The sequence below is a fragment of the Acinetobacter sp. UBA6526 genome (assembly GCF_002434875.1).
GTDB classification, from domain to species: domain Bacteria; phylum Pseudomonadota; class Gammaproteobacteria; order Pseudomonadales; family Moraxellaceae; genus Acinetobacter; species Acinetobacter venetianus.
This window is the reverse complement of sequence record NZ_DJLC01000010.1, coordinates 4,200-20,382: the sequence shown is the minus strand read 5'-3', so window position 1 is coordinate 20,382 and position 16,183 is coordinate 4,200. Positions and strand designations below refer to the sequence as shown.

9 protein-coding genes and 1 pseudogene are annotated in these 16,183 nt (G+C 40.8%); 4 read left to right on the top strand and 6 right to left on the bottom strand.

All coding sequences use genetic code 11. From position 1 onward, the window contains the following. Together B4237_RS00625 and rpsO are read right to left on the bottom strand one after the other, a co-directional pair. Positions 1-591 (bottom strand): annotated as a pseudogene (locus B4237_RS00625) (polyribonucleotide nucleotidyltransferase); the annotation flags it as partial. A 264-nt stretch (positions 592-855) separates the two neighbouring features. Then, positions 856-1,125, bottom strand: coding sequence for a 30S ribosomal protein S15 (rpsO, locus tag B4237_RS00620; protein ID WP_004876536.1), 270 nt, complete (start codon positions 1,123-1,125; stop codon positions 856-858). Positions 1,126-1,366: 241 nt separating this feature from the next. Between rpsO and B4237_RS00615 the strand changes: the two genes are divergently transcribed. Next, positions 1,367-2,665 (top strand): serine hydrolase domain-containing protein, encoded by a 1,299-nt coding sequence (locus tag B4237_RS00615; protein ID WP_278595965.1) that lies wholly within the window; start codon positions 1,367-1,369, stop codon positions 2,663-2,665. Between the two features lie 726 nt (positions 2,666-3,391). Here the strand turns inward: B4237_RS00615 and recD are convergent. The 3 genes from recD to B4237_RS00600 form a co-directional block, all read right to left on the bottom strand. Further along, entirely contained in the window at positions 3,392-5,110 is a 1,719-nt protein-coding gene (gene recD / locus B4237_RS00610; protein WP_412502061.1) for an exodeoxyribonuclease V subunit alpha, read from the bottom strand. A 132-nt stretch (positions 5,111-5,242) separates the two neighbouring features. Next, positions 5,243-8,956 carry a UvrD-helicase domain-containing protein gene (locus B4237_RS00605; RefSeq protein ID WP_278595966.1) on the bottom strand — a complete coding sequence of 1,238 codons (3,714 nt, stop codon included), beginning with the start codon at positions 8,954-8,956 and terminating at the stop codon, positions 5,243-5,245. Positions 8,957-8,959: 3 nt separating this feature from the next. After that, complete coding sequence (locus tag B4237_RS00600) at positions 8,960-12,610, bottom strand: exodeoxyribonuclease V subunit gamma (protein ID WP_278595993.1); 3,651 nt, start codon at positions 12,608-12,610, stop codon at positions 8,960-8,962. Between the two features lie 183 nt (positions 12,611-12,793). Here B4237_RS00600 and B4237_RS00595 point away from each other — a divergent pair, with 183 nt between their 5' ends. Beyond that, entirely contained in the window at positions 12,794-13,300 is a 507-nt protein-coding gene (locus B4237_RS00595) for a hypothetical protein (protein WP_004876530.1), read from the top strand. 41 nt (positions 13,301-13,341) lie between these two features. Here B4237_RS00595 and B4237_RS00590 read toward each other — a convergent pair whose 3' ends face one another. Further along, a complete protein-coding gene (locus B4237_RS00590; RefSeq protein ID WP_278595967.1) occupies positions 13,342-14,760 on the bottom strand; it encodes a polyphosphate:AMP phosphotransferase in 1,419 nt (472 codons plus the stop codon). A gap of 204 nt (positions 14,761-14,964) precedes the next feature. Between B4237_RS00590 and B4237_RS00585 the strand changes: the two genes are divergently transcribed. Further along, positions 14,965-15,672 (top strand): FFLEELY motif protein, encoded by a 708-nt coding sequence (locus tag B4237_RS00585; RefSeq protein WP_205677080.1) that lies wholly within the window; start codon positions 14,965-14,967, stop codon positions 15,670-15,672. 199 nt (positions 15,673-15,871) lie between these two features. Further along, positions 15,872-16,183 (top strand): class I SAM-dependent methyltransferase (locus B4237_RS00580; protein WP_286940779.1); only part of this gene is annotated, 312 nt, incomplete at its 3' end.

Here is a 16,183-nt window from a genome sequence, read left to right as displayed (position 1 = left end):
TTCTGAAAGTTCTTTCGCTTCAGACTCAACCATAAGTACTGCTGATTCTGTACCGGCAACGACAAGGTCAAGATCAGATTGTGCAAGTTGTTCAAGCGTTGGGTTAAGAACATATTCACCATTGATCAAACCAACACGTGCGCCACCAATTGGACCACGGAAAGGCGTACCTGCAATAGACAATGCAGCAGATGTACCTAGCATTGCAGCAATGTCAGCATCCATGGTTTTGTCAGAAGAAACAACGGTTGCTGTTACTTGGATTTCGTTGAAATAACCTTCTGGGAATAATGGACGGATCGGACGGTCGATCAAACGTGAAATTAAAGTTTCAGCTTCAGATGCACGACCTTCACGCTTGCCATAACCACCAGGGATACGACCCGCTGCATATTGTTTTTCTTGATAGTTAACAGTTAATGGGAAGAAGTCTTGACCCGCTTTTGCTTTTGGTTGTGCAACAACAGCAACCAGAACAGTTACACCACCCATTGTGATTAAAACTGTATTTGCTTGACGTGCAACGCGACCCGTTTCTAAAACAACTTGATGTTGACCAAATTGGAATTCTTTACGAACGATATTAAACATTGACATGTATTGTATTTTCCTAGTTTCTTTTAAAACGTTATTCTAGTGAGACCCCTAAGGTTTGGCATTCAGACTACAACAATATAGATAAATGACAAAGCTTAGAAGCCATCACACTAGACCAAATATTTTAAAAATATTAAACGCAAAGAAGGAGCGAACAAGCGCCCCTTCTAAAGTCATCTAAAGTAAATTAGATGAGACTCTCTTTTCAGCAATAAAGCATAGCAACATGCGAAATACCGAAAACAAAGTAAAATCGAATTAACGACGTAAACCTAATGCGCCGATCAAAGCAACATAACGACCGTGATCTTTACCGTTTAAGTAGTCAAGTAATTTACGACGTTGGTTAACCATACGAATCAAACCACGACGGCTGTGGTGGTCGTGTTTGTGAGCTTTAAAGTGACCTTGTAAATCATTGATTTGAGCAGTCAATAAAGCAACTTGTACTTCTGGTGAACCAGTGTCGTTTTCAGCACGAGCAAATTTAGCGATGATCTCTGCGCGATCTGCGTTAGTTAAAGCCATTCGATTTCTCCGAGATGCTTAAAAAATAAAAATGATAATAATCAGTTGAAGTCAACTGACTGCCGTGCATCACTACAGCAAGTCGCCTATTTTAAGTGATCTATCGTTATATTGCAAAAATGTTTTGTGTTTGCTGGCAATTCGGCAGCTGACAGCATTGAACAAAATAGGCACACTATCATGAGTCTGTTTTCAATTTATGACAGATACGAAAGAAAACGAAAAATATTGCGAGGGAATCGTGAAAATTTTATCAACAAATACCTGTTATGTACCACATGACCTCAATCAAGTGATTCGCTCAAAAGATGAAGTTGCGGCAGCATTAGGTGGGATGACTGAAAGACAAGTTCAAAAAATTTGGAATAGTGTGGAATGTTTATATAAAACAGGAAACTATCCACTCATCACACTATGTTTACGTCGTCAGGGGCAAGTCGTTTTAAATCGCAGTATTGGCTATGCACAAGGAAACTCTCCTGATGGCTTAGCATCTGATGCCAAAATTGCAACGCCAGACACGCCTGTATGCCTATTTTCAGCATCAAAAATGGTTACAGCGATGTTGATTCATATGCTAGATGAACGAGGTGATCTGAATTTACTTGATCCGATTAGCTATTACATTCCTGAATACGGTGTAAATGGTAAACGTCGCGCCACTATTTTCCATTTACTCTCTCATCGTGGTGGCATTCCACGTATAGAAGGCGAAGTCACGCCTGAACTTTTATTCGATCAAAATGAAATTTTAAAACGTCTTTGTGCAGCTAAACCCGTTTCTCCCTCAGGTACTCACCTTGCCTACCATGCTATTACAGCAGGATATATCTTAGGTGAGATCGTTCATCGTGTTACAGGGCAAAGCGTTCGTGAGTTTTTAGCAGAACAAATTGAAAAACCAATGGGATTGGATTATTTCAACTATGGTTTAAAACCTGAATATCGTGCAGATGTTGCAATGAATTATGCAACTGGTGTACATCCAAGTTTAGGTACAGATCAATATCTCAATCATGTACTCGGTGGTGGTTTACAACTGGCAGTTGATGTGACCAATGACAACCGTTTTATGGATACTATTTGCCCAGCAGGGAACATTTATACCAGTGCTGATCAGGTTGGTCGTTTCTTTGAAATGCTGCTCAGTGGTGGTGAATATCAAGGTAAGCAAATCATGAGTGCCAAAACTGTGTTCCGCTCTACGCTGCCAACCTCTGGTATTAGCTTAGATCGCACACTCCTTGCACCGATGCGCTACGCACTTGGCCCAATGTTAGGGAGTAATCCTGTTGGTTTATTCGGGCCAATGACTGGGCAAGCATTTGGTCATATTGGTTTCTCGAATATTTTATGTTGGGCAGATCCAGAGCGTGATATCAGCGTATCACTGCTGACGACAGGAAAATCAGTCGTCGGTACACATTTACCTGCTTTAGCCAAAACGCTATATCAGATCTCAACCAACTGTCCAAAAATCCCAAAAAATCAACGTCGTTCATTGTTTGCAACTGACCGTACCGAAGCCGATTTAGTTTAATCATATTTGCAAACACGCACAAAAAAGCCCAAGTTTTCGCTTGGGCTTTTGCGCTTAGTTTTTATCGTTATAATTTTAGTTTATTTTTATTTTTTGTCTTTTTATTTAACAACACTCGAACCCTCTGGATGCTTCTCACACATCATTATCTTTTTACTTTATGTTGTTGTAGAGCTTGTTCCCCTCTCTATAGTTGCTATTCTGTCAGAATCAATTGTGGAGAAAAATAGCATTTTTCTTATCTCTCTGTAAGCAAAAACGTACAGATCTGTATAACATTTAACTTAATAATGAAAAAAAACTGTCTGACAATAGCCTTATAACTTTTGAAGATTCTGATACATTTCCACTGAATAGCAGATCAATACCAGTAAATCTTTGTCGAAATATGGATCAATTTTTTAAAGTGAAATCAGATTAAAATGGTTAAAATTAATACGATGAATATCAGCATGTTGTGATTAAAATTTATGACAAATAAAAAAGCCCTGTAGTCTCTCCCAAAACTACAAGGCTTAGCGGCTGTAAGTTTCCTCTTTTATCACTCACTTCACTGTAAGTTCGCTGTCTACTGACTTTATTATTATATTTTTGCGATTTACCTAACTTTCCTTGCTAGGCTCTTTGTGTGTACATAATCTCAAAAACACCTGACTCACTCTAGCGACAATATCTCGAATCCATGTAAGCTTTTACTTACAAAACAGTGAATTTTAAAGAATAAGTTTACAATCTATCCAAATTGATCTTTTGCACTAAACCACTGCGTCGAACAGTGCGGATTGTCAGCGCTTGTTGTAGCGCCTTTTGATCAGCCAAAAGTGTAACCACTTTTTTCGCACGCGTAATGGCGGTGTAAATTAATTCTTGGCTCAATAATTTCTCCGCATGTGCATCTAACACAATTGCGGTATGGGTAAATTCTGAACCTTGTGATTTATGAATCGTCAGTGAAAAAGCCGTTTGCATATGACGAGGCAAACGATGTGCTGCAATCCATTTATTCAGACTAGGAAAGAAAACTTCAAACTGTTGAGCTTGCGTTCTGTGCTTAAAACAAATCCCAATGTCACCATTTGAAATTCCTAACTGATAGTCGTTATACGTCATCATCACAGGACGACCAATATACCAATCCCCAACTGCGATTTGTTTGAGTTGCTGATTCAGCCATTGTTCAGCATAACGATTCAGTTGCTCTAGCCCTAACGGCCCATGTCGAACAGCAGTGAGAATTCGATAATCATCAAATGCCTGTATCACCGTCATCATGTTTTGTTCAGTATCATCGGCTTTTAGATACGCCTTTAAGGCATCTACATAGCCCTGAAAACCATACATCAACTTTTGTTGATATTGTTCAGCATCGCCCTCTAGCTGCTCAGGTAAATATTCTAATTGAATCTGATCAGGCATCCCTAGCGTTAATGTGATGCCTTGGAGTTCAGTTGGCGTGAGGATGTCACGTTCGAGTTTTTCCAACACCGCATGATGCTCAGTCGAATCTTGCTGATCTTGGATAAATCTTGCAAATTGTCCAATCTTGGCATCCCCTGAAAATCGACGGCTGGTCATCAGCTGCACACGGTTTTCAGCCAAAGCCTCAACGTGTTGTAAATCTGCCAATACAGACCCCACATCTACAGAGGCTAACTGATTGGCATCCCCCAATAAAATAATTCGACAATGTTCTGGAACCGCTTCAAATAATAATGTCGCTAGATTCAAATCGAGCATTGAAGCTTCATCAACCACGATCACATCATAAGGCAACGGTTGTTTTTGATTAAAACATGGTATGGGGCGATTCCCAATCCCTAATAAACGATGCAAAGTCTGCGTATTTTGATGACGAAGCTCATCCGTGATCAGACCTGATTGTAAAAGCTTTGGATCATTGAATGAGTTTTGCAGTGCTTCTTGCATGCGCTGTGCAGCTTTACCTGTCGGCGCTGCCATTGCAATTCGAATATCTGGAATCGTTTGATTCAGCGCAGTGATAATCCTTGCCAGCGTATAGGTTTTTCCAGTCCCAGGCCCGCCCGTAATAATACTAAGCCATTGCTGCATGACCATAGTTAAAGCGGCTTGTTGATGTTGATCACTGAGTAAGGTTTGAAAAATAGAAACATCAATATGAGGCACCATTTGTCGCTTTAATCGACAAATCTGATGAGCAAGGCGTTGCTCTAGCTGCCAATATCGGTATAATGCCAAGCCCTGCTGATCATAGACGCATGGAGCAACTTGGGTTGTTGCGATATCACTAGAAATCGCCAAATCACCCAGCGCTTCAAGCTGTGTTGAATCAACATCAATACAACTATTACCTTGCAGGCTCGCTTCAACCAATTGTTGCAACATCTGTGCTGCGGTTTCTGGTTGAGCAGATTGAGTAAATGGTGCTTGTGTGAGGTAATGACTCCACATATTTAACCAAGTCATTTGCTCCGATTGAGCATTACTTTTATTGTCCACAGAGTTATCCTCAAACTTACCCACACGCTTGTCCACAAGGTTATAAACATACTTATTCACAAGATAAGCTTTTGTTTAATTTAAAATCATACACTTTATCTACACCACTTTTCCTGATTTATCTTCAGAGAAATACCCAAGAATTGCGTCTAAACGCAGAATAAACTCATCCTCAGGTTTCCAGTAAAAATAGCCTTGCTGAGCTTGACCATTCATACCACGCAAATAGAGATAAGATGCGCCACCCAAATGTTGCTCAATCTTATAATCTTGCAACTTAATGCTGAGATATCGATGCAACGCCACTAGATATAAAGCGGCCTGCAACCAATAACTCGAAAGCGACATACTTTCTGCAATCTGTGTTGATTGATAATCAAGTTGAGATGCACCTAGATAATTACTTTTATAATCGGCAATGTGATAACGCTGCCCGTCAAAATAAACTAAGTCAATTGAACCATTGAGATAACGCGCAGACTTTGCCTCAAGTAATTCAGGCATTTCGATTCCATATTCCTCAAACAGCGTTTGCACCCGCTGCATTGCGAGAACACGATCGGAGAGTGCCAAATAGAATGGGCACTCGGATAGGTATTGCCCTGTACTGAGTTGCTGCAACAAAAAACCTTGATTCAATGGTGTCTGTACAACTTCAGCGATCCAATCCGCAATCCACTGATATAGCTGTTGTTCACTATTTTGCTGATCTGGAAAATGTTGCTGATAGGTTTCCAACAAGGCCGTCCATAAACTTTGATAGGTATTTTTAAAACGGCGACGAATTTCCTCACCCCAAGTTTGAGGTTGTTGAAAATCAATTTGTTCAAAGATTTCATGTAGGAAATTACCAGCTAGAGTCCCTTTCGGGAAATGCTGCTTAATCCATGCGATTGATTCCGTTTGGGCTATCTCTTGTACAGCGAAAATATCCAGTTCATCTTCAGCCTGCTCAACCGTTGCATCCATATTTGCCAATACATCAGTCCGATTGACCTTATGTTTTAAATGCTGTGCCAAATAACTAAAACTGGTTTTGCCACGTGCATAAAAGCGTTGTTCTGGTAAGGGTTGAGCATTCAATATCATGTGCTGTTGCTCTTGCTGTGTTCGAACTGCGAGAGGTCGCTCTAAAATTAAAGCTTCATCGGCACTATAGGTATGTTGAAAATGCTCACCTTGATTTTTCCAAAAAGCGAGGCCTGAGAACTTATTTTTCTCACCTTTTTCAGGCTCAAATACGGCATAAACACGATGACTGGCGCGGGTCAAAGCCACATACCACAAGCGATTTTGTTCTGCTAAAGCTCGTTGTTGATGCTGATCAATCTCAGTTTGCTGTAGAAAATTTTTATCCGCGACAGCAACAACACGTTGCGTTCGTATTTGACCTGTTTCAGGCATTTGAACATCTGTGGTGGAAAAATTTAGGGTCTTTTGTTGTTCCGAATAAGGCTTATTTGCGCCTAACAAAAACACAATTTTAAACTCTAAACCTTTGGACTGATGGATCGTCATCAGTTGCACACCTGCATCACTGGAAAGCTTATGTTCCAGTTCCCAATCACGATCACTCGGTGAGTGCAGTTGTTTTAAATACCAATGATAAAGATTTTGAATGCCTTGTACATGTTCACTATGTTGACTCAAAACATCAGTGAGATGACGTAGATTCACCACGGCTCGCTCATTGTCTCGGCTTTGTGTCGCAACCAATTGCTGCCAAATACCAAACTGATTAAGACAACGTTGCCATGCAGATAAAAATCCCTGATTGAGCCAAATTTCACGAATCTCATCGAACTGCTGAATATAGTGACTTAGCCCTTCAGGACTTTGTTCAAGTGCTATCAATCGTGTGAGATCGAAGCCAAACAGACGACTCAGTAAAGCACGTTTCAACTTCGCCTCATCATAAGGATGCAACAACGCAGTGAGTAATGCACCCACATCTTGCGCAATAGCGGAATCAAATACACTGCGTTTAGCAGGTCGATTGACGCGAATCCCCATACGTTGCAACACATATTGCACTTCATCCAGTTGGCGATGACTCCGTGACAACACCGCAATATCATCTTCAGCGATGGCTGTTTGTATATCACCCTCTAAATACAGTTGTTTTAAATGCGCTTGATTCAATAAGTGCTGAATTTGCCAAGCAACTTGGGTGGCTTGTTCATTCCCCTCTTGCAACTGCAACCAACGTAAAGGCTTTGGATTGGATTGCTGTTGTTCAATCAAAGCAGGATGAGGTCGTGAACCTGCTTGAATCGGGTCATACATGACCTGCTCACCAAAATCCATCTGCCGCTGAAATAAGACATCGACCACTTCCACCAGCTCTTTGACCGAACGATGATTATGAATCAGTTTATATTCATGCCCTTGCTTCGCCATAATATCTTGGTAGGCATTCAGGAAGGTCAGCATATCGCCACCACGGAAACCATAAATCGCCTGTTTACGATCACCGACCATAATCATGCAGCCTTTCTGATAACGCTGTGGATGTCGCCAAATACCGGCAAGCATATCATCCTGATCTTGGTTGGTATCTTGAAATTCATCGACCAAAATTAAGGGATAACGTGCTTGCACAAACACTGCAAAACGTTGTCCTTGCTCCCCTTTTAAAGCATCAGATAAAGTTTTGATTTGTTGGGCAAAGGTGGTTTCGCCTTTTTGCTGTAACACTTGCGGCAAGCGCTTTTTCACTTCAATGCACAAATAAGCTTTTAAATACACATCCAACTGTTCAAACTGTTGTTGTATTTGTAGCACAGATTGAAATAACGACTGAATCTGCAATACCGTTGCATGTTGATAAAAAGTATCGCTAATTTCTGATGGACATTTTTTAAAGATTTTTTGCTGTTCAAGCTTATCTAAAAACTTAAATACCGCATCTCGTGCGTTGGCAAAATACGCATCAAATACCTGCACATTTTCAACACTTGATAATGCATCTAATAGTAATGGTAAAGATTCTGCAAAGAGTTTGTGAAAGGCATGATTACGGAAAGAGGTCCCATTAATATGTGAATAATATGCGCCATCCAATGAGAAATAATCAGACAAAGTACTCAAATCAATGTGTTGCGCCTGCTGCTGCCAAGCTTGCAATTGAGTTAGCTCAATTTCAGGTAGATCAGGTAATTTAAATTGCGCAGAACTAAAGTTCAGCGAGCTTTCCACCATCCCCACAAAATGATCAACACTTTTTAAACTGCCGACACTATAAAGTGTATCAATCACTTGCTGCGGTTGCGTTTGAATCCATTCACGCAATACATCATGAATCAATTGTCGTGTGTAAGTTTTCGCATCTTCTGTGATTTGCGCTCTTTCAATTTTGCCACTTTCAAAAGCAAACTCTCGCAATAACTTTTGACTAAAACTATCCAGTGTCCCTACAAATAACTCATCGAGTTGATCAATCACCAACTTGAGCCGCTCACAGGCATAGGCAATCCGTGGCGCAAAATGCTGTAGCACATGCTGTTTCAAAGGGTCAGACTCTTGTACTGCCTGAACTTGAATATCTCGCTCGAGTACATCTCGGAAAGGTTCTAAATAATCTAAAGTTTCAACGAGACGTAGTCGGATTCTCGTTTTTAACTCAGCAGCAGCAGCACGCGTAAATGTGGTTGCAATCACCTGATTCGGTAAATATTTTTCTAAAAAAATGCGTACCATCAAACTGGACAAAGTATAGGTTTTACCTGTTCCTGCCGATGCCTCAATCAAATGCAACCCTTGAAACTGAATATCACAAATCGGTTGATAAGACACTGGATATTGAGAGCTCATGCCTTACTCCACACGTAAAAATTCAAAAATCGGTTGATACAAGGCAAATGAATACTGATCACAAGCATAGTTCAATAAAGCAGTGGCATCTTGTTCTTGTAAAATAAACTGCCAATCTCGATGTAATTTACACGCTTCATTTTGTGTCATGTCAAAACCTGAAAAATCGCCCGTGTCATTCCAATCTTTTAACACTTGTTTTTGACTATTTTCATCCAAAATCTGTCGAGCATCTTGCTCAATCCATTCATAAGGTTTGGCTTTTTCCAAAGGTTTTAATAATAATGCTGCTGGCAAAACCACGGGTTGTTGTTGCCCATTTTGCCAAAGCTGTAACCATGCTTGTAAATAATCTTTGGCTTGGGTTGAACTGACGCCTTCACAAATCACCGTTTGATTACTGAACACCACGATACGGCGTTTCTCAGTGGCTTGGCCCTGATTCGAAACAACCAGCCAGAGCAAATATTCCAACCACACTTTAGCCAAACGTTTGGCGCGCGCACTAGAAGCATCTAAGCTGACCCAATCCTGCACATCTTGCTTGGGGGTGATACAACTCATTTGCAAATGTTTAGAAACTCGCCAAATACGTTGTGTGGTTTGCGTTGGCGCGGCTGCATATTGCTGTAAACGTTCCATTAAACGTTGTTGTTCTAAACGGCTTTGCTGCCATGCACTGTGCTGTACCTTGCCGACAGGCAACTGATCTTGCAAGATGCTGGGTGACACTTTTTCATCGTGCAGTTGTAAAAAATGTCGAATCGCATATTTGCCTAGACCATCTAATAACAAAGGCTCGGATTGATCGACCAATTCAGTGGCACTTAAATTTTCCACCCCTAACGTTTTTAAATATAGCCGTGCTGGAAAGGTCACATCTTGAATCCATTGCTGACACTCCAAAATGGTCATTTCACTCTGTTCAACTGGATAAGCTGCATTCACCCATGCCTGTCGTTCACCTTTCGCCTTCTGAATCTGTGAAGCAACCTTAAACCATTGATCTTGGAAACGTACAGGTCGATCCGTCGTAAAGCCGAGCGGATCAAAAGGTTGCAAACGGTGCACATGATAGAGAGGATAAAGTTGAGGTGGACAAATCTCACCTAACCCCTCTTTGATAAAGAGGGGAACTTCCCCACTCTCTTCCCTTTCATTCAGGGGCGCTGAGGGGGATTTAACAATCAACGCCAAATGATCTCGAAAGCCTTGCAACACACTTGAAGGCTCTCTCACTTCACCATCATTGATATCAAAACCATTATAGAACAGCCACAATTGCTCCTGCGCTAACAATACTGCATCTAAAAATGCGCCTTGATCATCCTCTAAACGAGAGCGATCACCCAATTGCTGACGCAATGCATCCATTAAGTCAAAAGGAATATGGCTGTCTCGATTTGGGAACTTACCTGTATCTAAATTTAATAGCACAATCAAACGATAAGGAATTGGACGGATTTGCCCGATCTGACTAAAGGTGATTTGTCCTGTTGGCTCGACTTGTGCAGACTGACTTTCTAAAGTTCGTTGGATTTCTTCAATGATATAAGGCAATGGCAATGAAATTTGGCGCAGCTCAGTTTCAGCATCTTCATAATAACTGGCCAAAGTCAGCATACGCTCTTGTTTTTGGATGATTTCACGTACAGCTTTTAACGCGACAATCTCCGCTTGCTCAAACTCCTGCACATCATCTTTCAATCGTTTTAACCATGCCTCAACAGGCAAACGCTGACCGTGTTCATGTGCCATCAGCCAATATCGTCTTGCAGATAAATCTTGATAAATCTGAATCAAAATTCCAATCAGCTCAAAATCACTAGACTGAACCATTGCATAACTAAGCGTCTGTTGCACCATCACATGCGCAGGTACTGCAATACCTAGCGCCAAACGATCTAAGGCGAATTTAAAACTATAACGATAGTCTTGATCGGTTTCACTCAAACTTTGTTGCAGATGCTCTGCATCCAAACCACGCTTAAAACCCGCATCATTGAGTAAGTCCAACATCCGTTGCGCTTGGCTATAATCCAAACCATAGCGCTGTTGCGTTGCAGATAAATTTAACCAGTCCGCGAAATCATCTTGAGTAAAGCGACCTTGCGTTAATTGCAAACGCCCAAGCACAGCACGCCAAGCATTCAAAGCATCAAGCTGGGCGACACCTGCAATTTTGACAGGTAAAAAAACGTCCTGATCATTGGCAATCGAAGGAAATACACTACGAATCAATGGTTCTAGCTCAGCGAGATTTGGCGTTAAAACCAACACATCACTTGGACGACGCGGTATTGCATCAGACTGAGACAGCCAATTGACCAATTGCTCTTTAAGTACCTCAAGTTGTCTAAGACTCGAATGGCAAACATGCAATTGAATCGATTGATCATCAATGGCAAGTTCATATTGCGCAGCTTGAGGTTCAGCGAGATAGAAAATATCAGACTGGACTTTTCCAAGTAGTGTTTCGGGAAAATAATCAACAAAGAGATCTTCCCAGATACCCTCTTCCCCTCCTGCAAGCTGTGACAATAAAGAGAAATGATCCCGTGCTTGCTTCCCTAAGCGAGTCAGCAAAGGATGGCGTGATTCACGACTTAAAGCATTAAATTCTAAATTAAACTGTTCAAAAAACGCCGTGATTTCCTCATCCGTTGCTTTGGGATTTTTGGCAATAAAACGCTCTTTCACCCCTAAATCGTAGCGTTGTTTCCATAATGGATCGACACTATCCGCCCAATACTCTTGAGATGGGTTATAGTGCAAAATCACCACATCTAAATATTGACCCAAACGGCGTAAAAACTGCAATTGGCTTGGTGGCAAATCCAAAATGGTAAATACAATCAGCTGATTTGGCAGTTGCGCTAAAGCCTGCTCACGCTGCTGCGGTTGATCGAGAATATGCCAAAAGTCTGCATCAATACTCTGCATCTCGACAAAGTCATCATGGAAATAGTTTTGCCACAGCCAACGTTGCCATGCCTCGAGCTTTTCTGTTTGATCTAAGGTAAATGCCGAGGTTTGTTGATCTGTGGTTGAGATGAGTTGTTCGATATTCAAGGCTTGGTTTCTGCCCCAAGCCGACAACCAATTATCTGAACAGGTACACTCGCCCTCACATGCACGTTGGCAAGTCCCACGATAAATCATGTAGTTGTTAAATAGCTGTGAAACTTGCTCAGCCACCCAATACAACATACTTTGTTTTTTTAGCTGTTTCTCTCTACCCTGTTTTAATTGATCGGCACTATCGTAAATACGCTGTACGATTGAATATAAAGGATGATCTTCAGCCAGACTGATTTGATCTGCTTGAATAAAGGGTTGTAAGGCTTGATGAATGCGCCATTTTAAAATCAATCGAGGAATATTGGCTTTACGTACTTTTTCTTTATTTTCTAAGACTTGCTGATAAGCGTACCATTGAAAACCGCGAATACGTTGATGAAATTGATAATTGGCAGTCATGCCTTGTTGTTCAGCAATTTTCTGCGTGAGCCATTGCTCCTGCGCGGGACTCGGTACAATAAAATGCTGCGTTTTAAAGACTTGAAATGGCGAGTTGCTCGGCTGATTAATTGATGCCATCACACCTTGCAATAACACATCAAGGCGTTGACTTTGAATAACATGAATCCCCATGCGTAAATACAACCTCGTCAATAAATCAGCATTGTGTTGCACGAAACCGTACACAATCATCACTATACAACTTCATCGAACTATGTCACGTTAAACACACAAGGAAATAAAAAAATTGTTTTGAAATTCACCACTCAGTACGATTGAATGTACTATCGAGGGATAGACTTTAGGTATAACTTTATGAAAATTGAAAAAATTCCTGACTCAATTGATCCGAGCTTGAACTTGGATCAAATCCGCGAAGAATGTTTAGAGCTTACAAAAAAGCGTGCGTATTGGTCAGCAGGTGCAGCAATTGTCCCTATTCCATTTTTTGATGTTGTAGTCGATTTAGGCATGCTGACTCAGATCATTCCTTATGTGAATGCTCGCTTTGGCTTAGCGCCTGAACATATCAGTGTCTATGACCCAGAAACCAAGAAAGTACATTGGGATGAATTACGTAAACGTGGCTTTGAGTTTTCAGGTTTTGTAGTAGCACGTACCGCGATGAAAAAATCGTTTAATGGTTTTTTTACCAAGATTGCGACCAAACAAGTGACCAAGTTTATTCCTCTCGGTGGTCAACTTGTGGCAGCAAGCCTTGGTTATTTCATGATGCGTAAAATTACCGAAGCACATATTCAAGATTGCTATAACTTGGCAAAACGTATTCAGCAGAAAAGCCGTAATACCATTGTGGCTTAATCATTTTAAGAACTATCCTTGTTTACAGCTCAGTTGAAAGCTTAATCCGCTTTCAACTGTTTTAAAATCGCCTTAAGCACTTCGATCCTTGCACTATTTTTATCATCAGTCGCAATCACATACCACGGCGCATAATCAGTATCAGTTCGTTCGAACATATCCGCAGCCGCATTTAAATAATCATCCCATTTTTCACGGTTGCGCCAATCTTCTTCAGTAATTTTAAAGCGTTTATGTGGCGTTTGTTCACGCGCTTTAAAACGCGCTGCTTGCTCATCTTTACTAATGGCGAGCCAAATTTTCACAAGTACGGTTTGGCTATCGACAACACTTTGTTCAAAACGATTAATTTCGTCATAAGCACGTTGCCATTCGACAGCACTAGCAAAGCCCTCAATTCTTTCAACTAAAACACGTCCATACCATGTACGATCGAAAATTGTGATCTTGCCACTATCATTTAACTTACTCCAAAAGCGCCATAAATAAGGACGACGTAACTCATAACGCTCAGGTGCAGCAATACTATGAATTTCATATTCACGAGGATCGAGTTTTTTTACGATGCGCTTAATCGCACCACCCTTTCCAGCCGCATCCATTCCCTCAAAAGCCACCACCACTTTACGTTCGTCATAACGCAACGCATCAGCTACTTTTTTGGTTAGTTTGTTTAGCTCTTCCTTATATTCATCTTTATCTAAACTGTCTTTGGAAGGTTCAAGTAAGGTTTTCGGAACTTTAGCTTGTTGCCACTTTTCTGTAATTTTGGTTTGGTGATCAGGTAGCTCACGCAACGTTTGCAACACATATTGTGCAAAGCATTGATCTCTTACTTTTTCATCCTCACCATCAATCACAAACCAATCATCTGTAAATTTTTGACTTAAACTCGCCAAGGTATCGTATTGTTTTTTGTTGCGCCAATCTAAACCATGTAATTTATGCCAATGCTGTTCTGAAGCATCAATTTGATCTAAACGTTTCTGTAATGATTTCCATGACAAGTCAAACCAAACTTTAATTACATGCACATTGTTGTGTTGTAAGTCATGCTCAAAAGCTCTCATCTGCTCAACATAGGCATCAAACAACTCTTCATTTAAAGGTTTTGATACATGCATCGCAGTTGAAAGTAGGTCGCTGTACCAATTACCAAACATCACCACGATCTGCCCTTCGGCAGGAATAAATCGGGTATACGGCTGCCAAAATACTTGGTTCGATGAAAGCAGCGTTGGAGCATCCGCCTTCACTTTTAAATATCGCGGATCGAGCCATTCTCGCAATTGCTTGACTGACTCGCCCTTGCCCGCCATTTCAATGCCACTGACCAAAATCAGAACACTTTTGGCATTCTTCTTATCTCGACTATCTTTTAAAGCGTATTGTGCTTCAATCAGTTCTAAAGACAGTTCATCTTCATCTCGTATTTCAAATTTTGGTTGTTGTGCGCTCATCTTTAATTCTAAATGGCTAATTATTAAGAATAAGTATAATGAAATCGATTTAGAGCTTTAGAGAACCCTTGTACAGTTTATGTAGAGTTAAATCAATGAATGACAACAGTGACCAATTGTTAAACATTTTCGGTTTATGCTGTCATGGTTCTTCGTTATTATGCAGCCTATGATTTTATGGTTTTATTTTCTTTGAGTTCAAACATGTCAAAACTCGCTGCATTTGATCAACTTTTATTACAATACCAATCTTTGAACTATCACCAAAACCCAGCGATTGCCCAACGTCTGCACGAAGTACAAGCATGGATGAAAGAGCGTATTGCTCAAACGCATGAAGAATTTTTTGCCCGTCCAGAAAATCAACTTATGGCGCAATATTTTCTCAATCGTTTATACGGCGGCCCTGATTTTGATGCTATGGCTCAGCAAATCGAACGCCTATTAAAGTATGCTCATAAAGCAGAAAGCTTACTCCCTGAAAATGCAATTAAAACGGGTACCAAGTCTGTCAGCCTTGCAGTCCTCGCAACTCAACTGGATGAGCAAGTTGCAATGCAACTTTTGGAAGATTATCCATTAGAAACGGCATTGACTGATGACATCATGCGTCAAACCCTTGTGAAACTTGATCAAGGTGAGGCTCGTTATGAACAGCTTCACTTACTGGATGAACTGGGTCAAACACTTGATAAATACATGCGTTCAACCATGATGTTTGCCGCCTTTAAAATGTGTAAAGGTATTGCACATAAATATCAATTCGATCAAATGTATGAATTCATCCAAGAAGGCTTTGCAGCAATGAAGCCGATGAAATCAGCCGCGGTATTTATCAACACATTTACCGAAAAAGAGCGTGAAATTATCGACAAAGTACATGCAGGACACCCTGATCCTTTTCGTGCATAACGCAGTTACTCAAATCCCTCTTCGCTTAAGAGGGATTTTTATTTAAGAACTCAAAAAACCAAAATGAAAATACTTTTGAGATCGTGACTTTCTGTATATTATTCACAACAATGATATGCTAAGCCCTGTAAAAAATTACAAAATCTGTCATCATGCATGCTGATTCGTGCCGCTAGAGCAAAAAGTTTAGGAGAACACAATGTCTAACGAAAACCAACAGCCTACCCAAGAAGTTGAGCAAACTCAAAGTTCAGACAAAGTTAGCCCATTCCTAAGCGCGCCGCTTCCTCAAGGCACACCTCAAGGTCAGCAACAATCTTTACAACAAAATATTGCGTCCACACCAACAGGCGCGATTCCAAAATACAACCTACCTCGCGGTGCGAATACAGGTAATGTTGGTGAAACCACACACTTCGGCTACCAAACTGTAAGCAGTGATGATAAAGCCCAAAAAGTTGCAGAAGTTTTCCACTCTGTTGCAAGCAAATACGACATCATGAATGATTTG

Coding starts and splice junctions, on each gene's coding strand:
- rpsO (WP_004876536.1), bottom strand. CDS start 1,125: ATGGCTTTAACTAACGCAGATCGCGCAGAGATCATCGCTAAATTTGCT.
- recD (WP_412502061.1), bottom strand. CDS start 5,110: ATGACTTGGTTAAATATGTGGAGTCATTACCTCACACAAGCACCATTT.
- B4237_RS00605 (WP_278595966.1), bottom strand. CDS start 8,956: ATGAGCTCTCAATATCCAGTGTCTTATCAACCGATTTGTGATATTCAG.
- B4237_RS00600 (WP_278595993.1), bottom strand. CDS start 12,610: ATGGGGATTCATGTTATTCAAAGTCAACGCCTTGATGTGTTATTGCAA.
- B4237_RS00595 (WP_004876530.1), top strand. CDS start 12,794: ATGAAAATTGAAAAAATTCCTGACTCAATTGATCCGAGCTTGAACTTG.
- B4237_RS00590 (WP_278595967.1), bottom strand. CDS start 14,760: ATGAGCGCACAACAACCAAAATTTGAAATACGAGATGAAGATGAACTG.
- B4237_RS00585 (WP_205677080.1), top strand. CDS start 14,965: ATGTCAAAACTCGCTGCATTTGATCAACTTTTATTACAATACCAATCT.